Here is a 21,799-nt window from a genome sequence, read left to right on the forward strand (position 1 = left end):
CGCGCCATTATTTGAGAGGCTGACTATGCTGCGACATATTGGGCCTGCCAAGGTGCTGATCGTTGACGATATGCCAGAGAACCTCTTGGCTCTCGAAGCCTTGCTAAGCAGCGAGGTGTGTGAGGTGATCAGCGCGCGCTCCGCCGAGCAAGCGCTGGAGTGTTTGCTGATACATGAGTTCGCCCTGGCCATTCTTGATGTACAGATGCCTGGCATGGACGGCTTTCAATTGGCCGAGATCATGCGTGGCATCGAACGCACCCGATATATCCCCATTGTCTTTGTCAGCGCCGCCGGGCTGGAGGCCAACTACGCCTTCCAGGGCTATGAAAGTGGTGCGGTGGATTTTCTGCATAAACCTCTCGATGTTCTGGCAGTGCGCAGTAAGGTAAAGGTCTTCGTGGAGGTGTTTCGCCAACGCAAGGCATTGCACGTCCAATTGGCCGAGCTGCAGAAGAGCCGTCACGAGCAGGAGTTGCTGCTCGACGAGCTTCGCCAGACACAACGCGAGCTGCAGCAAGCGGTGCGCATGCGTGATGACTTTCTGTCGCTGGTCTCCCATGAGTTGAAGACACCGCTCAATACGCTGATCCTGGAAACACAGTTGCGCCGCATGCACCTGCAGCGTGAAAACCAGATTGCCTTCAGTCCTTCGCAGCTCCTGACCATGGTGGAGAAGGACGAGCATCAGATTCGCAACCTGATTCGCCTGATCGACGACATGCTGGATGTCAGTTGCATCCGCACCGGCAAACTGTCGATCCGCGCGCAGCCCTGCGACCTGGCGGAGTTGACCCGCAAGGTGCTCGACGCATTCCGCCCGCAATTGCGCCAGGCAGGCAATGAACTGCAGTGTGCTATCCAGGGGCCGGCACGCGGTTGCTGGGATGCGTTTCGCCTCGAGCAGGTGCTTGCCAACCTGCTGACCAATGCCATTCGTTACGGGCAGGGCAAGACTATCGAGGTGCGTGTCGAGCCCGGTGCCGAGACGGTACTGCTGCAGGTGCGCGATCAGGGGCCGGGCGTGGCCGCTGAGGACCGAGAGCGGATCTTCCGACAGTTCGAGCGGGGCAGTGATGGCGAAACCGTTGGCGGACTCGGCCTGGGGCTGTTTATCACAGAGCAGATCGTCAGTGCTCACGGCGGACGGATCTGGGTTCAGGGTGAGCCGGGTGAGGGGGCCTTGTTCTGTGTTGAACTGCCCTATCAGACGCTCACCGAGGGAGCCGGGCCGGCGGTGTAATCGCCGTTTACTTCGGACGGTAGGCGCAGTAACCGGGACGCGGACCGATTTTCGGGTGGTTGCGGCAGGTGTCCGGGCGCAGTGCATAGACGGTACAGCGACGGGTTTTGCCGTCCAGGTACAGGCAGTCGTCGTTGGACATCTGCGCCAGGGTGAAGACGCCGTGCTTCTGGTTGAAGTGCTGCACGATGCCGTCTTTCATCAGCCGCTTGGCAATCTGTTTGGGCGGCTCTTGTGCTTCGAATGCATCCACCACCCCGAGACGGATCAGATCCTGGATGCGCACTTCCACTGGCAGGGTGCAGCAGCTGGCGTGACAGCCGTTGCACAGGCCGCTGTGGTACTTGGCCCAGGTGTCCAGGCGGTCGAGTTCGGCGGCAGCGATCAGGGTGGGTTTCATGGAGGGATATGCAGCAAGAGGCCCGCAGGATGCGGAGAGGGCGCAGATTTTAAGGGGCGATTGCGGGCGCGGAATAGTTTTTTTGTAGGCAGAACAAAACAGCCCCGCATGGCGGGGCTGTTTTGTTAAAGCAGCAAGGCTCAGTTCACCTTGGCATCCAACTCGCCGCGGGCATACCGCTGGAACATGGCCTCCAGGGAGATCGGCTTGATCTTCGAGGCGTTGCCGGCGGTACCGAAGGCTTCGTAGCGGGCGATGCAGATGTCACGCATTGCAGTGACGGTCGCGGCGAAGAACTTGCGCGGGTCGAACTCGCTCGGTTGCTGGGCCATCATGCGGCGCATGGCGCCGGTGGAAGCCAGGCGCAGGTCGGTGTCGATGTTGACCTTGCGCACGCCGTGCTTGATGCCTTCGACGATTTCCTCGACCGGCACGCCGTAGGTTTCCTTGATGTCACCACCAAACTCGTTGATGACCTTCAGCCACTCCTGCGGCACGCTGGACGAACCGTGCATCACCAGGTGGGTGTTGGGGATGCGCTTGTGGATTTCCTTGATGCGGTCGATGGCCAGGATGTCACCGGTCGGCGGCTTGGTGAACTTGTAGGCGCCGTGGCTGGTGCCGATGGCGATGGCCAGGGCATCGACCTGGGTGCGCTTGACGAAGTCCGCGGCCTCTTCCGGGTCGGTCAGCATCTGGCTGTGGTCAAGAATGCCTTCGGCGCCGATGCCGTCTTCTTCACCGGCAGTGCCAGTTTCCAGGCTGCCCAGGCAACCCAGTTCGCCTTCCACCGACACGCCACAGGCGTGGGCCATGGCCACGGTCTGCTGGGTCACGCGCACGTTGTACTCGTAGTCGGACGGGGTCTTGCCGTCTTCCATGAGCGAGCCGTCCATCATCACCGAGCTGAAGCCCAGCTGGATCGAGCGCTGGCAGACGTCAGGGCTGGTGCCGTGGTCCTGGTGCATGCACACCGGGATGTGCGGAAATTCTTCGATCGCGGCGAGGATCAGGTGGCGCAGGAAGGGCGCGCCCGCGTATTTGCGCGCACCGGCAGAAGCCTGGACGATGACCGGCGAATCGGTCTTGTCGGCCGCTTCCATGATGGCGCGCATCTGTTCGAGGTTGTTGACGTTGAATGCCGGAACGCCGTAGCCGAATTCGGCGGCGTGGTCCAGCATCTGGCGCATGCTGATAAGTGCCATCTGTGTAGCTCCCAGTAGGGGTCGTTGATCGGTGCACAGCCTGCCGCAGTGACAGGCTGGGTTCAAGACTTGTAAGCAGCGGCAAGCTGCAAGCCCTAAGCAGCGCGGTGTTGCTCTTGCTCTTACTTGCCGCTTGAGGCTTGCCGCTTGTGGCTGCTTTTAGGCGCGCTGCTCCAGCACTTCTACGGCCGGCAGTACCTTGCCTTCGACGAATTCAAGGAAGGCGCCGCCCCCTGTGGAAATGTAGGTGATCTGGTCAGCCACGCCGTACTTGTCGATCGCCGCCAGGGTATCGCCCCCGCCGGCGATAGAGAACGCCGGGCTGGCAGCGATGGCCTGGGCCAACACTTGGGTGCCGTTGGCGAACTGGTCGAACTCGAACACGCCAACCGGACCGTTCCACAGAATGGTCTGCGAGGCCTTGAGCATTTCGGCGAACTGGCGGGCGGTCTGCGGGCCGATGTCGAGGATCATGTCGTCCTCGGCCACGTCGCCGATGGCTTTGACGGTGGCCTCGGCATTTTCAGCAAAGGCCTTGGCAACCACCACGTCCACCGGCAGCGGCACGCTGACCTTGGCGGCGATGGCCTTGGCAGTGTCGACCAGGTCGGCCTCATACAGCGACTTGCCAACCGGGTAACCGGCGGCGGCGAGGAAGGTGTTGGCGATGCCGCCGCCAACAATCAGCGAGTCGCAGATGTCGGCCAGCGAGGTCAGCACATCGAGCTTGGTGGACACCTTGGAGCCGGCGACGATGGCCACCATCGGGCGGGCCGGCTTGTCCAGCGCCTTGCCCAGCGCGTCCAGTTCGGCGGCCAGCAGCGGGCCGGCGCAGGCGACCTTGGCGAACTTGGCCACGCCGTGGGTCGAGCCTTGGGCGCGGTGCGCGGTGCCGAAGGCATCCATCACGAACACGTCGCACAGGGCGGCGTATTGCTGGGCGAGTTCATCGGTGTTCTTCTTTTCACCGTTGTTGAAGCGCACGTTTTCCAACAGCACCAATTGACCGGCTGCTACCTCAACGCCGTTCAGGTAATCCTTGATCAGCGGTACGTCACGGCCGAGCGCCTTGCTCAGGTAGTCGGCCACCGGCTTGAGACTGTTCTCTTCGCTGAACACGCCTTCCTCGGGACGGCCCAGGTGCGAGCAGACCAGCACGGCGGCGCCTTTTTCCAGGGCCAGCTTGATAGTCGGCAGGGCGGCGAGGATGCGGGCATCGCTGGTGACCACGCCGTCCTTCACCGGCACGTTGAGGTCTTCGCGAATCAGTACGCGCTTACCCTGAAGGTCGAGGTCGGTCATTTTCAAGACGGTCATGGATCAGTCCTTTAACGGGGTGGTGTCAGTGACGCGCAGGAAGTGTTCCGCGACGTCGAGCATGCGGTTGGCAAAGCCCCATTCGTTGTCGAACCAGGCCAGCAGGTTGACCAGGCGTGGCCCGGAGACGCGGGTCTGGCTGCCATCGACAATCGCCGAGTGCGGGTCATGGTTGAAGTCGCAGCTGGCGTGGGGCAGTTCGGTGTAATCGAGCAGACCCTTGAGCGGGCCTGTTTCGGCGGCGCTGCGCAGCACGCGGTTGATCTCGTCGGCGCTGGTGTCGCGGGCGGTCTGCAAGGTGATGTCCAGGCAGGACACGTTGACCGTCGGCACCCGAATGGCCTTGGCCTGAACGCGCCCGGCCAGTTCCGGCAGCAGGCGTTCGATGCCGCGCGCCAGCCCCGTGGACACCGGGATGACCGACTGGAAGGCCGAGCGCGTGCGGCGTAAATCGTTGTGGTGGTAGGCGTCGATCACCGGCTGGTCGTTCATCGCCGAGTGGATCGTGGTGATCGACACATACTCCAGGCCAATCGCCTCGTGCAGCACCTTGAGCAGCGGCACGCCGCAATTGGTGGTGCAAGAGGCGTTCGACACCAGGCGTTCACGCCCGGTCAGACGGGTGTGGTTGATGCCATACACCAGGGTGGCGTCGACATCCGCCTCGCTGGCCATGGGCTGGGAAAACAGCACCCGTGGCGCGCCGGCGTCGAGGAAACGCTGGCCGTCGGCACGGGTGTGGTAGACGCCGGAGCATTCGAGCACCAGGTCGATGCCCAAACCTTGCCAGTCGATGGCTTCCGGGGTGTCCTGGCGCAACACCTGCACGCAGGTGCCGTTCAAGTGCAGGCAATCGCCGTCGACCCGCACTTCACCTGGAAAACGCCCATGGGTGGAGTCGAAGCGGGTCAGGTATTCGATGCTGGCCTGATCGGCCAGGTCGTTGAGCGCGATGATGTCCAGATTGCCCTGGCCACGCTCATACAAGGCGCGCAGCACGCAACGGCCGATGCGGCCGTAACCGTTGAGGGCAACTTTGTAGGGACGATTCTGGGGCATTTGGGCCTGCCTGGTTACACGCCGCTTGAAGGCCGAAGGCTGGAGGCTGGACGAAAAAGCAGCTCAGTGCCGCCTGCCGTCCATCCTCCAGCCTATCGCCTTCAGCGTCTTTCAGTCTTCGAGAAGTTCTTCAGCAGTGCTGAGTACGTTGTCGATGGTGAAGCCGAACATCTCGAACAGCTGATCGGCCGGAGCCGATTCACCGAAGGTGCTCATGCCGATGATGCGGCCTTCCAGGCCGACGTACTTGTACCAGAAGTCGGTGTGCGCGGCTTCGATGGCAATGCGCGCGGAAACTTCCACCGGCAGTACGGCCTGCTTGTAGGTGGCGTCCTGGGCGTCGAACACAGTGGTCGACGGCATGGACACCACGCGCACCTGGCGACCCTGTGCGCTGAGCTTCTCCCAGGCCTGTACGGCCAGGCCGACTTCCGAGCCGGTGGCGATGAGGATCAGTTCCGGCTCGCCGGCGCAGTCCTTCAGCACATAACCACCGCGGGCGATGTCGGCCAGCTGCTGGTCGTTGCGCGCCTGATGGTTGAGGTTCTGACGGCTGAAGACCAAAGCGCTCGGACCATCGTTACGCTCGATGGCGTATTTCCAGGCGACCGCGGATTCCACCGCGTCGGCCGGACGCCAGCAATCCAGGTTCGGCGTGCCGCGCAGGCTGGCCAGCTGCTCGATGGGCTGGTGGGTCGGGCCGTCTTCGCCCAGGCCGATGGAGTCGTGGGTGAACACGTAGAGCACGCGCTTTTTCATCAGTGCCGACATGCGCACCGCGTTGCGCGCATATTCCATGAAGATCAGGAAGGTCGCGCCGTAGGGAATGAACCCGCCATGCAGCGCCACGCCGTTCATGATTGCGCTCATGCCGAATTCGCGTACGCCGTAGTGCACGTAGTTGCCAGAGGCGTCACCGTCCACCAGGGACTTGCAGCCCTTCCAGATCGTCAGGTTAGAGCCGGCCAGGTCAGCCGAGCCACCGAGGAATTCCGGTAGCAGTGGGCCGAAGGCGTTCAGGGTGTTCTGGCTGGCCTTGCGGCTGGCAATGGTTTCGCCCTTGGCGGCCACGTCCTTGATGTAGGCGGCGGCCTGCTCGGCAAAGTTGGCCGGCAGTTCGCCGGCCATGCGCCGGGTGAACTCGGCGGCCAGTTCCGGGAACTCGGCGGCGTAGGCGGCGAAGCGCTGGTTCCACTCGTTTTCGCGGGCGACGCCGGCTTGCTTGGCGTCCCACTCGGCGTAGATCTCGGTGGGGATTTCGAAGGGCGCGTGGTTCCAGTTCAGCGCGGCGCGGGTGGCGGCGATTTCGTCGTGGCCCAGCGGTGCGCCGTGGCTCACTTCCTTGCCGGCCTTGTTGGGCGAACCGAAGCCAATGGTGGTCTTGCAGCAGATCAGCGTCGGGCGATCGCTCTTGCGCGCGGTTTCGATGGCCAGGGTGATTTCGTCGGCATCGTGGCCGTCGACGTTGCGGATCACCTGCCAGCCGTAGGACTCGAAGCGGCGCGGGGTGTCGTCGGTGAACCAGCCTTCGACCTCGCCATCGATGGAAATACCGTTGTCGTCCCAGAACGCGGTCAGTTTGCCCAGGCCCAGGGTGCCGGCCAGCGAGCAGACTTCATGGCTGATGCCTTCCATCAGGCAGCCGTCACCGAGGAACACATAGGTGTGGTGATCGACAATGTTATGGCCGGGGCGGTTGAACTGCGCGGCCAGCACTTGTTCGGCGAGGGCGAAACCCACGGCATTGGCGATGCCCTGGCCGAGCGGGCCGGTGGTGGTCTCGACGCCGGCGGTGTAGCCGTATTCCGGGTGACCGGGGGTACGGCTGTGCAGCTGGCGGAAATTTTTCAGGTCCTCGATGCCCAGGTCATAGCCGGTCAGGTGCAGCAAGGAATAGATCAGCATCGAGCCGTGACCATTGGACAGCACGAAGCGGTCGCGGTCCGCCCATTGCGGGTTCACCGGGTTGTGCTTGAGGTAATCGCGCCACAGCACTTCGGCGATATCCGCCATGCCCATGGGGGCACCCGGGTGGCCGCTGTTGGCTTTTTGCACAGCATCCATGCTGAGGGCACGAATGGCATTGGCTCGCTCACGACGGCTGGGCATCGCTAATCTCCTGCGGGGGCTGTTCTGAATCGAAGGGGGCGGAAAAGTCGGGCATTTTCGCCCACGACGGGGGGGAGGGCAATCGGAGAAGACGTATGGGGCTGGAAGTTTGGGCATAAACGCGTGTAGACGTTGAAAAACCCGGTAGATGAGGCAGGCGCATAGTGTTTTCGAGGCGAAAGGGGAGCCCGGTGGTCTGCACGCCAGGACCGAGCTCCAGCCCACGATCGAACTCAAGCAAGGCGCAGGATGGTCGATACAACAAAAGGAATTGCGACAGTGGCAGGACAAGAAAAAACGCCCCGCGCGTCCGCTCCTTTAAGCTGCGGGGATTTTTTCGATGAACACATGGTTCGGCAATATCAGCGTCAATCTCAAACTTGGACTCGGCTTCGGCCTGGTGCTGGCAATTACGCTTATCCTGGCGATGATCGGCTGGAACAGCCTGAGCAGGATGGACGTGAGCAGTCAGCACACAACCGGCATCAGCGAGTTGAACGTGGCAGCAGGCCGGCTGCAGATCAGTCGTCTCGAATACATGCGCACCAGCGGCGAAGCAGCCGAAGGCAAACGTGCGCAGGCCGAGCTCGAGCGGTTGGAGCAGATCTACCAGCTCGGGCTGCGAGAGCTGCAGGGTGAAAGCCTGCAACTGTTGAAGGAAATAGGCCCCTCTATCGCGAGCTACCGCGAGGCTCTGGACAGCATGCGTGCTGCCTATGACCTGACCTTGAAGGCGCGACGCGACATGATAAGCGACGGCAACGATGTTGTTAGCCGAATCAACAGTGTGCGCAGCAAGATTCAGAGCATGCAGTCGGACGAGCAAGACGCTCTGTTCCGGGCCTTCACCTCGTTTAATGACGCCATGCTGACCACCCGCTATGCCGTGCGTGGCTACATGATGCTGGCTTCGGAAGCGCGTGAGCGTGAGCTGACCGAGCAGATGAAAGCCACCGAAGTGGAGCTTTCCAAGATCGAGGCCACGCTGTCCCGTTATTTTGCGTACGAACTGGTGCAACTGAAGTCGGCCATGGGGCGTTACTTCGGCTCGCTGGACGTCTACAAAACCAATAACTCCGAAGTGGGCGGAATTGGCGTCGACATGACCCGGTATGTCGATGACATGCTGCGTCAGAGTGCACAGTTGAACGCCCTGCAGCAGACCTTGCGTGACGACGACAGCGCGCGGGCGCGCACCCTGCAAGTTGGCAGCGCATTACTCGCGCTGTTGCTGGGCGTCATTGCCTCGGTGGTGATCACCCGCCAGATCACGGGGCCGATTCAGCACGCTCTGAATGACGTTCAGCGCATTGCCGCCGGTGACCTCTCCGAGCAGAAAGTCGTCACGCGCACCGATGAGATGGGCAAGTTGCAGCAGGGTATCCAGCAGATGGGCAGCACCCTGCGCGAGCTGATTGGTGGCATTCGCGATGGCGTGACGCAAATTTCCAGCGCTGCGGAAGAACTGTCGGCCGTAACCGAACAGACCAGTGTGGGTGTGCGTACGCAGAAGGTCGAAACGGATCAAGTCGCCACCGCGATGCAGGAAATGTCGGCCACTGTGCAGGAAGTCGCGCGCAACGCCGAGCATGCCTCGCAAGCCGCCTCGACGGCCGACGATCAGGCCGCCCAGGGTGACAAGGTGGTCACTGAAGCGATTGCTCAGATCGAACGTCTGGCAAGCGAAGTCAATCGTTCCAGCGAGGCGATGGTCAGTCTGCAGCAAGAAAGCCACAAGATTGGCAGCGTCATGGACGTCATCAAGGCGGTGGCTGAGCAGACCAACCTGCTGGCACTCAACGCCGCAATCGAAGCGGCCCGCGCCGGGGAAGCCGGCCGTGGTTTCGCGGTGGTAGCCGACGAGGTTCGTGGCCTGGCGCAACGCACCCAGAAGTCCACGGAAGAAATTGAAGAGCTGGTGGCCGGGTTGCAGAGCGGAACGCACCGTGTGGCGAGCAGCCTGCAGAGCAGTTGCAACCTCACCGAAAGCACCGTGGCGCTGGCGCGTAATGCAGGCGTCGCGCTGCACAATATCACTGGCAGCGTGTCGAATATCGAAGCGATGAATCAGCAGATCGCCGCGGCCTCCGAACAGCAAAGCGCGGTTGCCGAAGAAATCAGCCGCAGCCTGGTGAGCGTGCGCGATATTGCGGATCAAGCCGCTGCAGGCAGTGAGCAGACCGCTGCCTCGAGCCTTGAGCTGGCCCGTCTGGGTAACCAGTTGCAGACACTGGTGAGCCGTTTCCGGCTGTAAGCAGAGCGGATGTGAGATGGGCCCAGAACGGGCCCATCTCGTTATGGCTTAACGTCCCGAGCAGTGTCCGCCCGAGGCCGCCTGGCCACTGCCATAGGCGAAGGGCGCGGGTTCCACGCGATTGCCGGCAGTTGAGCGGGTGTCGGCAACGACCAGGCCCAGCATCACCAGCCAGAACAATGTGGTGCCGGTCAGGAAGGCTTTTTTACTGTCCATATCCACTCCTTAATTGGCGAGGCGAGTGCGCAGGCGCACGCCGAGGATTGAGCCGGCAAAGGCTAGGGCGAACCACACCCAGCCATGCACGCTGGCCGAGGCAATGCCGCCGAGGTAAGCGCCAACGTTACAGCCGAACGCCATGCGCGAGGCGTAGCCCATCACCAGGCCGGCGATGCAGGCGGCAATCAGGCGACGGTTGGAGGGCATGCGAATGTTCGGCGTGCCGTTCCAGCGCGAGGCGGCGATGGCGCCGTAAATCAGGCCGATGTTGGTCACCGAGGTGATGTCGGCCAGCAGCGGTTCGGCCAGACGCGTGGCATGCGGCGCGACGCCCCAGAACGGATCGCCGACTGGGCTCCAACCCAGTGCCGAGGCGATTTTCGCGCCCCACACGCCCACCCCGTAGACAATGCCCCAGGGCTGGCCGGCGATCAGCATATGCAGCAGGTACAGCCCGGCCAGCAGCAGCGCGCCCAGCCACCAGCGACGGGCCCAGCCGGAACCGCTGTTGACCGCGGCAGCGCCGACGGACTGAGCGGCAAACGCCGGCTGTGCGTTTTTTGCTGCGCGCCCAACCCACAGTGCGACCAGTCCACAGCCCGCCACGGTAATGGCGACGGCTGTCGGCCAGCCGAATTGCAGCAGATCGATGGCCGGCAGTCCGCCCAGGGCGATCCACGCCGGTTGATGAGAGGCGCCGACGAAGCTGCCAATCATGAACGTCGGCAACACGGCGAAAGACAACGGCGCGCCGGCGCCGGCCTTGTACAAGGTGCCGGAGCCGCAGCCGTCGGCCAGTTGCATGGCCGCGCCGAACAGGAAGGCGCCCAGGATCAGGCTGATGGTCAGCGGCGCCACGGCGCCGACCAGTTCGCCGCCACTGGTGGCGATCAGCGGCAGGGTCAGGACAGCTGCCAGCGACAACAGCAGCATCTGGCCCCAGATGCCCTGGGGATTGCGCGTTTCGATAAAGTCGCGCCAGCCGGTGGTGAAGCCGAAGCGGGCGAACTGCAGCACGGCGCCAAAGCCAATGCCGAGCAGGGTCAGCAGGCCCTGGCGCACGCCAGTGGCGTAAGCCACGGCAAAGGCGCCGGCCAGGCCACCGACAATTAACAGTAGACGGTTAAGGTTAAGCATCAGGAGTTCTCTGTCTTACTTGTTGAGCGCGTGCTTGAGGTCTTGCAGCAATGCCTCGACCCGCGATGGCTGGTTCTCCATCGGCAGTTCGCTGCGGCTCCAGTCCACCATCGAGTCCGGATACATCTTCACTGCCGTGTTGCCGGCGATTTCCGACATCACGAACCAGTTGGTGGCGGCCCAGTGGCCGGTGTTGCAGAAGGAGACTGCCGGGCCTTCGGCGGCGCCGGCTTGCGCGACCAGCGCTTTGAGTTCGTCGACCGGCTTCAGTGTGGTGCCGCCTTCCGGAAAGAACTGCGCGTTGTTGAACGAGTGCGCGCCGGGCAGGGTGCCATAGCGGGCGGCGGTGGCCGGTTTTACGTCACCGTTGAAGAACGCCGGCGGCCGCGAGTCGATCAGGCGTGGCGCGCTGCCGGTCTGGATGGCGGCGGCCAACTCGTCGCGGGTCACGATCTGGTCCTTGTCGTACTGGTAGACGAACTGGCTGGGCAGCACCAGCGGTGTTTCGGTGGTCAGCTCACCGCCGGCGGCATGCCAGGCACGCGTGCCGCCATCGACAATCGACAGGCGAGTCAGGCCGCCGACCTTCAGTGTCCAGTAGACCCGTGCCGCGGCGCCGAAATCAGTGTGGTCCGTGCCGCCATGCACGACGATCACGTGGCTGTCCTGGTGGATGCCGGCTTTTTGCAACACGGCGGTCAGGGCTGATGCCTGGGGTAACTGACCGGGATTGTCAGCCGGACCACGGTACTGACCGTACGGTGTGTTGATGGCGCCGGGGATATGCCCGCCGGCATAAGCCTGCGGTGCGCGGATATCGAGGATGCGCACATGGGCTTGGCCAATCAGCGGTTGCAGTTCGCCTGCAGAAAGCAGCGGTGCGGGTGTGCTCAGTGGTGCGCTGACGTTCGCGGTGGCGGGCGATTCTTCGGCTTGGGCCGGAAGGGTCAAGAGCAAGCACGCGCTGACGAAGGCCAGCGAGATGAAGCGATGATTCGACATGATGCAAATTCCACAGATCAAAGCCGCCGCAGATCACGCCGCACAGGCGAGTCCGCAGAGGCGGTGGCTGGTCAAGGGTGCGCAGGATACGGCAAAGCCCGACCCATGGATAAATAAACAAGAGACGCTTGCTTATAACCAAAGAGGGCAGCAGCGGGTTCGTGGCGCAGCCGAAGGCCGTAGGTTAACCAATATCAAAGTTTTTTGATATTGGTCATTGATGCGCAAAATGTGAGCGTCTAGACTGCGCACCCTATGAACCTGCCCGAACTTCAGCTCCCTGCCGACCACGACCAGCTCGCCGCTCTCTGCAAGGCTGGCGGTGATCCGTTGCGTCTGAATGTGTTGCGCGCGCTGGCCAACGATTCGTTTGGCGTGCTGGAACTGGCACAGATCTTTGCCATCGGCCAGTCGGGTATGAGCCATCATTTGAAGGTGCTAGCTCAGGCGCGACTGGTGACCACGCGCCGCGAGGGTAACGCGGTGTTTTACCGCCGCAGCCTGGCGCAGGCCGAGGTGCTGGGTGGCGCTTTGCACAGCGCCTTGCTGGCCGAAGTCGACCGCCTCACGCTGCCCGCCGACGTTCTGGCGCGAATTGCCGCCGTGCATGCCCAGCGCAGTGCCGCAAGTCAGGATTTTTTTGCCCGCATGGCCGGCAGTTTTGCCGCGCGGCAGGACCTGATCGCCAGCCTGCCACAGTACCGCGACAGCCTGCTCAGCCTGCTGGATACGCTGGGGTTTGCCCCCACGGCCACAGCGCTGGAAGTCGGCCCGGGCGAAGGCGCCTTCCTGCCCGAGCTGGCGCGCCGTTTCGCCCAGGTCACGGCATTGGACAATAGCCCGGAAATGCTTGAGCTGGCACGGCGTCATTGCGAGCAGGCCGGTTTGACTAACGTCAACTTGCAATTGGCCGATGCGCTGGATGACCCGGGCACGCAGGCCGATTGCGTTGTGCTGAACATGGTGCTGCACCACTTCGCCGCCCCAGCCGAGGCCATGCAGCGGCTGGCGGGGTGGGTCAAGACGGGCGGAAGTCTGCTGATCAGCGAGTTGTGCAGTCACGATCAGAGCTGGACCCGAGAAGCCTGTGGCGATCTCTGGCTGGGCTTTGACCAGGATGATTTGGCCCGTTGGGCCATCGCCGCGGGGCTTGTGCCCGGCGAGAGTCTTTACATTGGTTTTAAAAACGGCTTTCAGATTCAGCTGCGGCATTTCGCCAGGCCGGATTCACGAAGCACCCTCACTGACCGGTCAGAACAGGACACCGATAGATGAGCGAATACTCGATTTTTACCTCCGAATCCGTCTCTGAAGGCCATCCGGACAAGATTGCCGACCAGATTTCCGATGCCGTGCTCGACGCCATCATCGAACAGGACAAACTCGCCCGCGTGGCGGTGGAAACGCTGGTCAAGACTGGCGTCGCCATCGTCGCCGGCGAAGTGACCACCAGCGCCTGGGTCGACCTGGAAGAGATCGCCCGCAAGGTGATCTGCGACATTGGCTACACCAGTTCGGACGTCGGCTTCGACGGCGCCACCTGCGGCATCGTCAATATCATTGGCAAGCAGTCCCCGGACATCAACCAGGGCGTCGACCGCGCCAAGCCGGAAGACCAGGGCGCCGGCGACCAGGGCCTGATGTTCGGCTACGCCAGCAACGAAACCGATGTACTGATGCCGGCACCGATTGTCTTCTCCCACCGTCTGGTCGAACGCCAGGCCGAAGCGCGCAAGTCCGGCCTGCTGCCGTGGCTGCGTCCGGACGCCAAGAGCCAGGTCACCTGCCGCTACGAAGACGGCAAGGTTGTGGGCATCGATGCGGTGGTGCTGTCCACCCAGCACAGCCCGGACATCAGCCAGGCCGACCTGAAAGAAGCGGTGATGGAGCTGATCGTCAAGCACACCCTGCCGGCCGAACTGCTGCACAAGGACACCCAGTACCACATCAACCCGACCGGCAAGTTCGTCATCGGCGGCCCGGTGGGGGACTGCGGCCTGACCGGCCGCAAGATCATCGTCGACTCCTACGGCGGCATGGCCCGCCACGGCGGCGGCGCCTTCTCCGGCAAGGACCCGTCCAAGGTTGACCGCTCGGCCGCCTACGCCGGCCGCTACGTGGCCAAGAACATCGTCGCCGCCGGCCTTGCCGAGCGCTGCGAAATCCAGGTGTCCTACGCCATCGGCGTGGCCCAGCCGACCTCGATCTCGCTGAACACCTTCGGCACCAACAAGGTCCCGGAAGCCACCATCGTCAACCTGGTGCGCGAAGTGTTCGACCTGCGTCCGTACGCCATCACCCGCATGCTCGACCTGCTACACCCGATGTACCAGGCCACCGCTGCTTACGGCCACTTTGGCCGTATCCCCGAGCAGAAGACCGTGGGTGACGATTCCTTCACCACCTTCAGCTGGGAGCAGACTGACAAGGCTGCCGATCTGCGCGCGGCGGCCGGTTTGTAAGTCTTCCGCTGCGGTAAATGAAAACCCCGCTTGGCGTTGGCCGGGCGGGGTTTTTTGTTGCCTAGTTAAACCCGGTTTGACAGTAAGGGGCATCTGGAGATAAATACAGCAAACTTCTTATCGTGCGCTTGGCTTTCAAATGTCGAAATATTGCATTATTTTAATGTCGCAATTGACGGGCTCATTTCATGAGATTATATCTTCTGCTTTTATTCTTTGTGATTGGGGGTTGCTCGAGCAAGGTGCTTTTTAAAAGTTATGGTTCCGATATTTCGCCCAGAGTGAAATGCATACTTTCCTCTTCTAAGTATTCCGATGAAAGAATCTCATTGGCTGAGCATCATCATCTGGCTGTAACAGAAAGGATTGAGGAGTGTCAGATCTCACTGGGGCGCAGATATGAGAACGGCTTTGGGGTTGAGGCAGATTACGAATTGGCAAGGTTCTATTATAGTCTAAGTCCTTCTGGATTCAGATATCTGGCGTCAATGGCAGAGAATGGAATTGGCCAGACTGTTGATTATCTGGAAGCAGAGAGGTTATACAGAGAAAGCGTGAGCGCTGGAGTGCCTTGTTCCCCTGTAAATTTAGCCATGTTTCTGGAAAGAAGGAAATCTTCTAATGTTTCCGAAATTTCCTCGCTCTATTTGGATGCTTTGTACAGTTGTCGGGGTGCATGGACAGCTCTCTGGCGGTTATACGAAAGCGGAGTTCCATTATCCGATGTGCAAATCCTTCGGTATCAGGGTTTTTGGCTAGAAAAATGGCAGGCTTCTGTTGGTGTCAGGCTTCGCAGAAGTAAATATATTCAAGAGGAAGTTGGAAAGCTCTCTGATGCAACGGTGTTGAAGCTTGGCTTTAGCTTCAAGCGAGGGCGGCAAGTTCCAGAGATATCAATCGTTCAAAGTAGCGGGTATGAATATATTGATAATGTCTTGCTTGGTTTTTTTGAAAGAAGCACTTACGAGGGGATTATACTTAAAGACTCTGATGATGCCTTCAGCTTTACTTTACCTCTTTTGATCTCTTCGAGTCAGCGTTAAACCGCAAAAGACGAATTTAAAGCTCACTTGGCCAATCCTGCTCTTTGTTCGGCTCGCAGGGCGGGTCGCCCAGCCTCACTAGCTTGGCCGGCAGTTGTTCCCGTTCGCCTGCGGGTCCATGCTCAACCCAAGTGGTTCGCGAGGTGAGCAGCGTGGACGAGGCCGGCAACGAGGCAGCAGCGCCAGCGCAGCAGGCATCCGGCTTTGGCCTGCTGGTGGCGGCCACTGGCGTGGTCTATGGCGATATCGGCACCAGCCCGCTGTACACCCTCAAGGAAGTGTTTTCCGGGCACTACGGTGTGAGTGTCGATCACGCCGGCGTGTTGGGGATTCTGTCGCTGATCTGCTGGTCGCTGCTCTGGGTGGTGTCGGTGAAATACGTGCTCTTCGTGCTGCGTGCCGACAATCAGGGCGAGGGTGGGGCGATGGCGTTATTGGCCCTGGCTCAGCGTGCGGCGCGCCCCTATGCATGGCTGAGTACGGCGCTGGGGGCGGTGGGTTTGTGCGGTGCGGCGCTGTTCTATGGCGACAGCATGATTACCCCGGCGATATCCGTGATGTCAGCCATCGAGGGTGTGGAGATCGCCTTCGAGGGGGTGGGGCACTGGGTGATTCCGCTGGCGCTAGTGGTGCTGGTGGGGCTGTTTCTGCTGCAGAAACACGGAACTGCCCATCTCGGTATGCTGTTCGGCCCGGTGATGGTGGGCTGGTTTGTGGTGCTGGGGATTCTGGGGTTGCACGGCATTGCTCGGCAGCCGGTGGTGTTGCAGGCGCTGAATCCGTATTGGGCCGTACATTTTTTTGCGATTCATCCTGGTGTCGGGCTGACGGTGCTGGGCGCCGTGGTGCTGGCGCTGACCGGTGCCGAGGCGTTGTATGCCGACCTTGGGCACTTTGGGCGTCGGCCGATCGCCAGAGCATGGTTTTTCCTGGTATTGCCGGCGTTGCTGCTCAACTACTTTGGTCAAGGCGCTTTGCTGCTGGATACGCCTGAAGCCGCACGCAATCCCTTCTACCTGCTGGCCCCGGCCTGGGCCTTGCTGCCGTTGATTGGCCTGGCCACGCTGGCAACTATCATCGCCTCGCAGGCGGTCATCTCCGGTGCCTTCTCATTGACCCGCCAGGCAATCCAGCTGGGCTATGTACCGCGGATGCTGATTCAGCACACCTCGGAACACATGGAAGGGCAGATTTACATCGCGGTGGTGAATCGGGTGCTGCTCGTGGGTGTGGTCCTGCTGGTGCTCGGCTTCGGCAGTTCCAGTGCGCTGGCCTCGGCGTACGGCGTTGCGGTAACCGGCACCATGCTGTGCACCAGCCTGCTGGTGGCGGTGGTGATGCTGATGCAGTGGAAGTTACCGTGGTGGCAGGCTCTGCCGTTGCTGCTCGGGTTCCTGATTGTCGACAGCCTGTTCTTTCTCGCCTGCCTGCCCAAGGTTCTGGAGGGCGGTGCCTTTCCGTTGCTGGTCGGGATCGTGTTGTTCGCCTTGATGACCACGTGGAAGCGTGGCCGGCAGACCCTGTATCGGCGTCTGGGCGAGTTGGCCTTGCCGCTGCCGATTTTCATCGAAAGCCTGCTGAGCCAGCCGCCCCCGCGTGTGCGGGGCACCGCAGTGTTTCTTGCCGCGCACCCGGAGTCTGTGCCGCCGGCCTTGTTGCACAACCTGCAGCACAACCAGGTGCTGCATGAGCGGGTCGTGCTGCTGACCGTGCTGACGCTCGATTGCCCCCGAGTAGCGCCGCACGAGCGGGCTCAAGTGGAAACCTCGGGGCAGGGGTTTTATCGCGTGCTGTTGTCGTTCGGCTTCATGGACAAACCCGATGTGCCCGCGGCGCTGCGACAGCTGAGCCTGGATGGCAAACCGTTCGAGCCATTGCGCACGACTTATTTCCTCAGTCGCGAAACGCTGATCCCCGGGCCACGACCAGAGATGGCGCGATGGCGTACACAGCTGTTCGCCTTCTTGCAGCGCAACGCCAACAGCAGCCTGCATTACTTCCAGTTGCCGGCCAACCGGGTGGTGGAGCTGGGCAGCCAGGTGCAGTTATGAACGGGCAAAGGCGAACGTGCAAAGAGGCGCGTTATGCCGACAGCAGTTGCCGGGCCAAGGGAAGCACCTGTTCGCGGGTAAGCTCGGCGAGGGTTAGGCGTTCGGCTTCGGCGAAGCTGACCCATCGCGCTTCGGCGATTTCGGCATTGGCCTGTAGTGGCTGGTCGAGCTGCAAAGCGAAGAGTTCGGCAACTACCTGGCAACCCGGTTCATTGGCGGCCGCGGCACTGAAGTTACCTAGGTAAACGGCCTGCTGGTCCATCAGGTCGATACCCAGCTCTTCATTCAGTTCTCGGCGCAAGGCGTCGATGGGCCGTTCGTCAGCTTCCAGCTTGCCACCGGCCTGCATGAAATACGGCGTATCGGCCTTACGCACCAGCAACATCTCGCGTTGGGTGTTGTAGATGAGGGCTGCGGCAATGTGAATGTAGGGTGAGGTCACGCAAGTTTCCTTGTGGTGGGGGCTGGCAAGGTGAGCGTAGCTCCGTATACTGGGTTTATATACAGTATTCGCGGAGAGCGCCACCGTGCAACTCATCGACAAGCTGAGCATTCTCGCCGATGCGGCCAAGTACGACGTGTCGTGCGCCAGCAGCGGCGCACCGCAGCGCAGCTCCAAGGGCAAGGCGGGGGTGGGCTCTACTGGCGGAATGGGCATCTGCCACAGCTTTACGCCGGACGGTCGCTGCGTGTCGCTGCTGAAGATCCTGCTCACCAATTTTTGCCTGTACGACTGCCAATACTGCGTAAACCGCCGCTCCAGCGACGTACCCCGTGCGCGCTTCACGCCCGAGGAAGTGGTGATGCTGACTTTGGACCTGTACCGGCGCAACTGCATCAGTGGACTGTTCCTGAGCTCCGGCATCATTCGCTCCGCGGATTACACCATGGAGCAATTGGTGCAGGTGGCACGCCTGCTACGCGAAGAGCACGAATTTCGCGGCTACATCCACCTCAAGACCATTCCGGATGCTGATCCGGCGCTGATCGAGCAGGCCGGTCGCTATGCCGACCGCTTGAGCGTGAATATCGAACTGCCCAGCGACGCCAGCCTGATTCGCCTGGCGCCGGAAAAGACCGTTGGCGGGATTCAGCGGACCATGGGTGCCATCCGCTACCAGCAGCAGGCCGTCGAAGGCGAGGCCAGGGCACCGAAGTTCGCCCCTGCCGGGCAGAGCACGCAGATGATTGTCGGCGTTGACGACAGCGACGATCACAGCATCTTGCGCAAGTCGCAGACCCTGTACCGGCAGTTCCGCCTCAAGCGCGTGTATTACTCGGCGTTCAGTCCCATCCCCCACAGCCCGTCCACGGTGCCGTTGGCGGCGCCGCCGCTGCTGCGTGAGCACCGTTTGTATCAGGCGGATTTCCTCATGCGCGGCTATGGCTTTCGTGCCGAGGAACTGCTCGACAAGCCCGGTAACCTGGCGCTGGATATCGACCCAAAACTCGCCTGGGCGCTGGAGCACCGCGAGCAATTTCCGGTGGATGTAAACCGCGCAGAACCCGCGCTGATTGCACGGGTGCCGGGCATCGGCGTGCTGACCGCGCAACGCATCGAGCAACTGCGCAAGCAGCGAAAAATTCGTTATGACGACTTACGCCGGCTGCGCTGTGCCCTGGACAAGGCCAATCCGTTCATCGTCACCGCTGACTACCGCCCCCGGCAGGACAGCAGTGAATCCCTGCGACTGCGTCAGCAGCAGGCCGAGCGACCGGTCCAGCAAATGGCGCTCTGGTGATGCGCTGCGTACGGATTGACGGCGGGTTCGCCGACTGGCGCGACAAGGCCCGCACGTTGCTGCACGACGGCGTGCCGCCGGATTACGTGAGCTGGCGCGATGAGCTGATGCCGGCCGATCTGTTCGCGGAAGAGACCTTGGCGCGTTATGCACCCGGCGCGCGGGTCACGGTGCCGCGTAAGGTACTCGACATGCTCGAGCGGGCTGCACGCTTTCGGATGCCGGAGCGTTGGGCGTTGCTCTATCGGATTCTCTGGCGGGTGGCCCAGGGTGACGCAGCGGCTGCGTTGCCAGGCGATCTCGACGGCAGTGAGCTGCATCAGCGACTCAAAGCGGTGGGCCGGGAAATCCATCAGTTGCATGCGTTCGTGCGTTTCGCTCCGTTGAAGGGCGAGGGTCTGCCGGACTACGTGGCCTGGTATGAGCCCGAACATGAGGTGCTGGAGGTGGCCTGCGAGCATTTCGCCGAGCGGCTGGGGCAGCACAGTTGGCTGATAGCGACGCCGCGCGATGGGGTGTTGTTCAACGGCGACCGCTTCGATTACCGCCGCGAGGCACCCGAGGAATGGCAGCGACTGGCGCGCACCCCCGATCCGGAAGGCGAGCGTTTGTGGATGGCCTACTACCGCAGCACCTTCAACCCGGCGCGGGTCAATCCACAGGCGCTGCGCCAGCATTTGCCGCAGCGCCTGTGGCAGCAATTGCCGGAAGGCCGGCTGATTCCGGGCCTGTTGGTGCGGGCGCGTACCGGTGCGCAACGTGACGGTCAGGCCGAGGACGTGAAGGCTTGGGCCGGCAAGCGCATCCCCATACGCGACTCGAGGTAAGAAAAGCCGTTCGCTGGTGGGCGCTCGGCAGGCAACACAGGCTAAAATGCACTTCTTTCCTATCGCCCTTCGGAGCCCGTCCATGTCCAGCATCACCCTGAGTCGCTACCTGATCGAGCAGACTCGCAACTTCAACACCCCGGCAGACCTGCGTTTCCTGATCGAGGTGGTGGCGCGTGCCTGCCGGCAGATCAGCCACGAGGTGTCGCTGGGCGCGTTGGGCGGCGTGTTGGGCAGCATGGGTACCGAGAACGTACAGGGCGAGGTGCAGAAGAAACTCGACGTGCTGTCCAACGACATCCTGCTCGAAGCCAACGAGTGGGGCGGCCACCTGGCCGGCATGGCGTCGGAGGAAATGGAAGAGGCCTACCAGATTCCTGGCCGTTACCCGAAAGGTGCGTACCTGCTGGTATTCGACCCGCTGGACGGCTCCTCCAACATCGATGTGAACGTGTCCGTGGGCACCATCTTCTCCGTGCTGCGTTGCGCAGACAATCTGCGCGGCAAGGGCGACCTCTCCGAAGAAGCCTTCCTGCAGAAGGGCACCGAGCAGGTGTGCGCCGGTTACGCCATCTACGGCCCGCAGACCATGCTGGTGCTGACCCTGGGCAACGGCGTCAAGGGCTTTACCCTCGACCCGCACATGGGCAACTGGGTGCTGACCCACGACAACATCCGCGTACCCGAGCAGACCGCCGAGTTCGCCATCAACATGTCCAACCAGCGCCACTGGGAAGCGCCGGTGCAGCGCTATGTCAGCGAACTGCTGGAGGGCAAGGAAGGTCCGCTGGGCAAGAACTACAACATGCGCTGGGTCGCCGCGATGGTGGCCGATGTGCACCGTATCCTCACCCGTGGCGGTGTGTTCATGTACCCGCGCGATGCCCGCGAACCGGAAAAGCCCGGAAAGCTGCGCCTGATGTACGAGGCCAATCCGATGTCGATGATCATCGAACAGGCTGGCGGTGCATCCACTGATGGTCATCAGCGCATCCTGGATATCCAGCCGGACTCCCTGCACCAGCGTGTGGCGGTATTCCTCGGTTCCAAGGAAGAAGTCGAGCGCATCACCCAGTACCATCAGACTGAGTCATGAACGCGACCTGGCAACCGTTGCTCGACTGGTGGTTTGGCGCTGATGCGCCCGCCGGCGAGCTGGCGGCGCGGCAGAACGGGTTGTGGTTCGGTTACCGGGCCGAGCAGGATGCCGAGGCGCGTACGCGCTTCGGTGACCTGACCGAGCAAGCGCTGAATGGCTATCTGGGCGACTGGGCCAGCAATCCGGAAGGTTGGCTGGCCCTGTTGTTGTTGCTCGACCAGTTGCCCCGCATGATCCATCGCGGCACGCCGCGCGCCTTCGCGGGCGATGCCCGTGCCCTGGCCTTGCTGGAGCGGGGTATAGAGCAGGGTTGGGACCGTCGTCTGTCGGCCATTCAGCGGGTGTTCTGCTACATGGTGTTCGAGCATGCCGAAGACTTGCAGCATCAGGAGCGTGCGGTACAGGCTTTCGCGGTTCTGCTGGCCGAGCAGGATGAGGCGGACAGCCCAGCGTTCATCAGCTTCCTGGAGTATGCCAAGGCGCATCATCGGGTAATCGCCCGCTTCGGGCGCTTTCCTCACCGTAATGCCATTCTCGGGCGTGTCAGCACAATTGACGAATTGAGCTTCCTGGCAGAGCCCGGCTCAAGCTTTTGAGCACCGGCGATGCCAGGCTAGCGGCAAGCAGTCG

The 21,799-nt window shown here is 61.9% G+C and carries 20 protein-coding genes and 1 pseudogene; 12 read left to right on the top strand and 9 right to left on the bottom strand.

What is annotated here, in order from left to right; translation table 11 throughout:
• The first annotated feature begins 25 nt into the window (after positions 1–25).
• Entirely contained in the window at positions 26–1,243 is a 1,218-nt protein-coding gene (locus tag H9642_RS07330; protein WP_251835763.1) for a hybrid sensor histidine kinase/response regulator, read from the top strand.
• A 7-nt stretch (positions 1,244–1,250) separates the two neighbouring features.
• Here H9642_RS07330 and H9642_RS07335 read toward each other — a convergent pair whose 3' ends face one another.
• The 5 genes from H9642_RS07335 to tkt all read right to left on the bottom strand — a co-directional run bounded on the left by H9642_RS07335 (position 1,251) and on the right by tkt (position 7,333).
• Entirely contained in the window at positions 1,251–1,643 is a 393-nt protein-coding gene (locus H9642_RS07335; RefSeq protein ID WP_251835764.1) for a YkgJ family cysteine cluster protein, read from the bottom strand.
• Positions 1,644–1,783: 140 nt separating this feature from the next.
• Complete coding sequence (gene fba, locus H9642_RS07340; RefSeq protein ID WP_251835765.1) at positions 1,784–2,848, bottom strand: class II fructose-bisphosphate aldolase; 1,065 nt, start codon at positions 2,846–2,848, stop codon at positions 1,784–1,786.
• Between the two features lie 159 nt (positions 2,849–3,007).
• Entirely contained in the window at positions 3,008–4,165 is a 1,158-nt protein-coding gene (locus H9642_RS07345) for a phosphoglycerate kinase (protein WP_251835766.1), read from the bottom strand.
• Between the two features lie 3 nt (positions 4,166–4,168).
• The gene (epd, locus tag H9642_RS07350) at positions 4,169–5,224 is read right to left on the bottom strand and encodes an erythrose-4-phosphate dehydrogenase (protein ID WP_251835767.1); all 1,056 of its coding nucleotides are present in this window, start codon (positions 5,222–5,224) and stop codon (positions 4,169–4,171) included.
• 111 nt (positions 5,225–5,335) lie between these two features.
• Entirely contained in the window at positions 5,336–7,333 is a 1,998-nt protein-coding gene (tkt, locus tag H9642_RS07355) for a transketolase (RefSeq protein WP_251835768.1), read from the bottom strand.
• Between the two features lie 454 nt (positions 7,334–7,787).
• Between tkt and H9642_RS18430 the strand changes: the two are divergent.
• A pseudogene (locus H9642_RS18430) lies at positions 7,788–8,732 on the top strand (methyl-accepting chemotaxis protein); the annotation flags it as partial.
• Between the two features lie 141 nt (positions 8,733–8,873).
• On the top strand, positions 8,874–9,587 hold the full coding sequence (locus H9642_RS18435) for a methyl-accepting chemotaxis protein (RefSeq protein ID WP_433962683.1): 714 nt from the start codon (positions 8,874–8,876) through the stop codon (positions 9,585–9,587).
• Between the two features lie 48 nt (positions 9,588–9,635).
• On the opposite strand, the gene H9642_RS07365 is transcribed toward H9642_RS18435, so the two are convergent.
• From H9642_RS07365 to H9642_RS07375, 3 genes are read right to left on the bottom strand one after another with little or no spacing between them, the layout of a single operon-like run.
• Positions 9,636–9,803 carry a hypothetical protein gene (locus H9642_RS07365; protein WP_251835770.1) on the bottom strand — a complete coding sequence of 56 codons (168 nt, stop codon included), beginning with the start codon at positions 9,801–9,803 and terminating at the stop codon, positions 9,636–9,638.
• 9 nt (positions 9,804–9,812) lie between these two features.
• Positions 9,813–10,943, bottom strand: coding sequence for a YeeE/YedE family protein (locus H9642_RS07370; RefSeq protein ID WP_251835771.1), 1,131 nt, complete (start codon positions 10,941–10,943; stop codon positions 9,813–9,815).
• A 15-nt stretch (positions 10,944–10,958) separates the two neighbouring features.
• Positions 10,959–11,945: a sulfurtransferase gene (locus tag H9642_RS07375; protein WP_251835772.1), complete on the bottom strand. Its 987-nt coding sequence runs from the start codon at positions 11,943–11,945 to the stop codon at positions 10,959–10,961.
• Here H9642_RS07375 and H9642_RS07380 point away from each other — a divergent pair.
• From H9642_RS07380 to H9642_RS07400, 5 genes are all read left to right on the top strand, one after another.
• Complete coding sequence (locus tag H9642_RS07380; protein WP_251835773.1) at positions 11,944–12,153, top strand: hypothetical protein; 210 nt, start codon at positions 11,944–11,946, stop codon at positions 12,151–12,153. The two genes, H9642_RS07375 and H9642_RS07380, sit on opposite strands and share 2 nt — an antisense overlap.
• A gap of 47 nt (positions 12,154–12,200) precedes the next feature.
• The gene (locus tag H9642_RS07385; RefSeq protein ID WP_251835774.1) at positions 12,201–13,220 is read left to right on the top strand and encodes an ArsR/SmtB family transcription factor; all 1,020 of its coding nucleotides are present in this window, start codon (positions 12,201–12,203) and stop codon (positions 13,218–13,220) included.
• A complete protein-coding gene (gene metK, locus H9642_RS07390) occupies positions 13,217–14,407 on the top strand; it encodes a methionine adenosyltransferase (RefSeq protein WP_251835775.1) in 1,191 nt (396 codons plus the stop codon). The genes H9642_RS07385 and metK overlap by 4 nt, the downstream gene beginning before the upstream one ends.
• Before the next feature lie 188 nt (positions 14,408–14,595).
• Complete coding sequence (locus H9642_RS07395) at positions 14,596–15,450, top strand: tetratricopeptide repeat protein (RefSeq protein ID WP_251835776.1); 855 nt, start codon at positions 14,596–14,598, stop codon at positions 15,448–15,450.
• Positions 15,451–15,602: 152 nt separating this feature from the next.
• Positions 15,603–17,501, top strand: a complete 1,899-nt coding sequence (locus tag H9642_RS07400; protein WP_251835831.1) for a potassium transporter Kup — start codon at positions 15,603–15,605, stop codon at positions 17,499–17,501.
• Positions 17,502–17,532: 31 nt separating this feature from the next.
• Here the strand turns inward: H9642_RS07400 and H9642_RS07405 are convergent, their stop codons facing one another.
• The gene (locus H9642_RS07405; protein WP_251835777.1) at positions 17,533–17,943 is read right to left on the bottom strand and encodes an NUDIX hydrolase; all 411 of its coding nucleotides are present in this window, start codon (positions 17,941–17,943) and stop codon (positions 17,533–17,535) included.
• Positions 17,944–18,028: 85 nt separating this feature from the next.
• On the opposite strand from H9642_RS07405, the gene H9642_RS07410 reads away from it, so the two are divergent.
• The 4 genes from H9642_RS07410 (at position 18,029) to H9642_RS07425 (ending at position 21,765) form a co-directional block, all read left to right on the top strand.
• Positions 18,029–19,243 (top strand): putative DNA modification/repair radical SAM protein, encoded by a 1,215-nt coding sequence (locus H9642_RS07410; RefSeq protein WP_251835778.1) that lies wholly within the window; start codon positions 18,029–18,031, stop codon positions 19,241–19,243.
• The gene (locus tag H9642_RS07415) at positions 19,243–20,070 is read left to right on the top strand and encodes a TIGR03915 family putative DNA repair protein (protein ID WP_251835779.1); all 828 of its coding nucleotides are present in this window, start codon (positions 19,243–19,245) and stop codon (positions 20,068–20,070) included. Before H9642_RS07410 ends, H9642_RS07415 begins: the two co-directional genes overlap by 1 nt.
• Before the next feature lie 82 nt (positions 20,071–20,152).
• Positions 20,153–21,166, top strand: coding sequence for a class 1 fructose-bisphosphatase (locus H9642_RS07420; protein WP_251835780.1), 1,014 nt, complete (start codon positions 20,153–20,155; stop codon positions 21,164–21,166).
• Positions 21,163–21,765 carry a DUF924 family protein gene (locus tag H9642_RS07425; RefSeq protein WP_251835781.1) on the top strand — a complete coding sequence of 201 codons (603 nt, stop codon included), beginning with the start codon at positions 21,163–21,165 and terminating at the stop codon, positions 21,763–21,765. Before H9642_RS07420 ends, H9642_RS07425 begins: the two co-directional genes overlap by 4 nt.
• Positions 21,766–21,799 lie beyond the last annotated feature (34 nt).

Source organism: Serpens gallinarum (assembly GCF_014836765.1).
Taxonomy (GTDB): domain Bacteria; phylum Pseudomonadota; class Gammaproteobacteria; order Pseudomonadales; family Pseudomonadaceae; genus Serpens; species Serpens gallinarum.

Excerpts from the sequence above, each read along its gene's own strand:
- fba (WP_251835765.1), bottom strand. The coding sequence starts at position 2,848 with ATGGCACTTATCAGCATGCGCCAGATGCTGGACCACGCCGCCGAATTC.
- H9642_RS07420 (WP_251835780.1), top strand. The coding sequence starts at position 20,153 with ATGTCCAGCATCACCCTGAGTCGCTACCTGATCGAGCAGACTCGCAAC.
- epd (WP_251835767.1), bottom strand. The coding sequence starts at position 5,224 with ATGCCCCAGAATCGTCCCTACAAAGTTGCCCTCAACGGTTACGGCCGC.
- H9642_RS07365 (WP_251835770.1), bottom strand. The coding sequence starts at position 9,803 with ATGGACAGTAAAAAAGCCTTCCTGACCGGCACCACATTGTTCTGGCTG.
- metK (WP_251835775.1), top strand. The coding sequence starts at position 13,217 with ATGAGCGAATACTCGATTTTTACCTCCGAATCCGTCTCTGAAGGCCAT.
- H9642_RS07395 (WP_251835776.1), top strand. The coding sequence starts at position 14,596 with ATGAGATTATATCTTCTGCTTTTATTCTTTGTGATTGGGGGTTGCTCG.
- H9642_RS07415 (WP_251835779.1), top strand. The coding sequence starts at position 19,243 with ATGCGCTGCGTACGGATTGACGGCGGGTTCGCCGACTGGCGCGACAAG.
- H9642_RS07370 (WP_251835771.1), bottom strand. The coding sequence starts at position 10,943 with ATGCTTAACCTTAACCGTCTACTGTTAATTGTCGGTGGCCTGGCCGGC.
- H9642_RS07335 (WP_251835764.1), bottom strand. The coding sequence starts at position 1,643 with ATGAAACCCACCCTGATCGCTGCCGCCGAACTCGACCGCCTGGACACC.
- H9642_RS07425 (WP_251835781.1), top strand. The coding sequence starts at position 21,163 with ATGAACGCGACCTGGCAACCGTTGCTCGACTGGTGGTTTGGCGCTGAT.
- H9642_RS07385 (WP_251835774.1), top strand. The coding sequence starts at position 12,201 with ATGAACCTGCCCGAACTTCAGCTCCCTGCCGACCACGACCAGCTCGCC.
- H9642_RS07375 (WP_251835772.1), bottom strand. The coding sequence starts at position 11,945 with ATGTCGAATCATCGCTTCATCTCGCTGGCCTTCGTCAGCGCGTGCTTG.
- H9642_RS07345 (WP_251835766.1), bottom strand. The coding sequence starts at position 4,165 with ATGACCGTCTTGAAAATGACCGACCTCGACCTTCAGGGTAAGCGCGTA.
- H9642_RS18435 (WP_433962683.1), top strand. The coding sequence starts at position 8,874 with ATGCAGGAAATGTCGGCCACTGTGCAGGAAGTCGCGCGCAACGCCGAG.
- H9642_RS07330 (WP_251835763.1), top strand. The coding sequence starts at position 26 with ATGCTGCGACATATTGGGCCTGCCAAGGTGCTGATCGTTGACGATATG.
- H9642_RS07380 (WP_251835773.1), top strand. The coding sequence starts at position 11,944 with ATGATGCAAATTCCACAGATCAAAGCCGCCGCAGATCACGCCGCACAG.
- tkt (WP_251835768.1), bottom strand. The coding sequence starts at position 7,333 with ATGCCCAGCCGTCGTGAGCGAGCCAATGCCATTCGTGCCCTCAGCATG.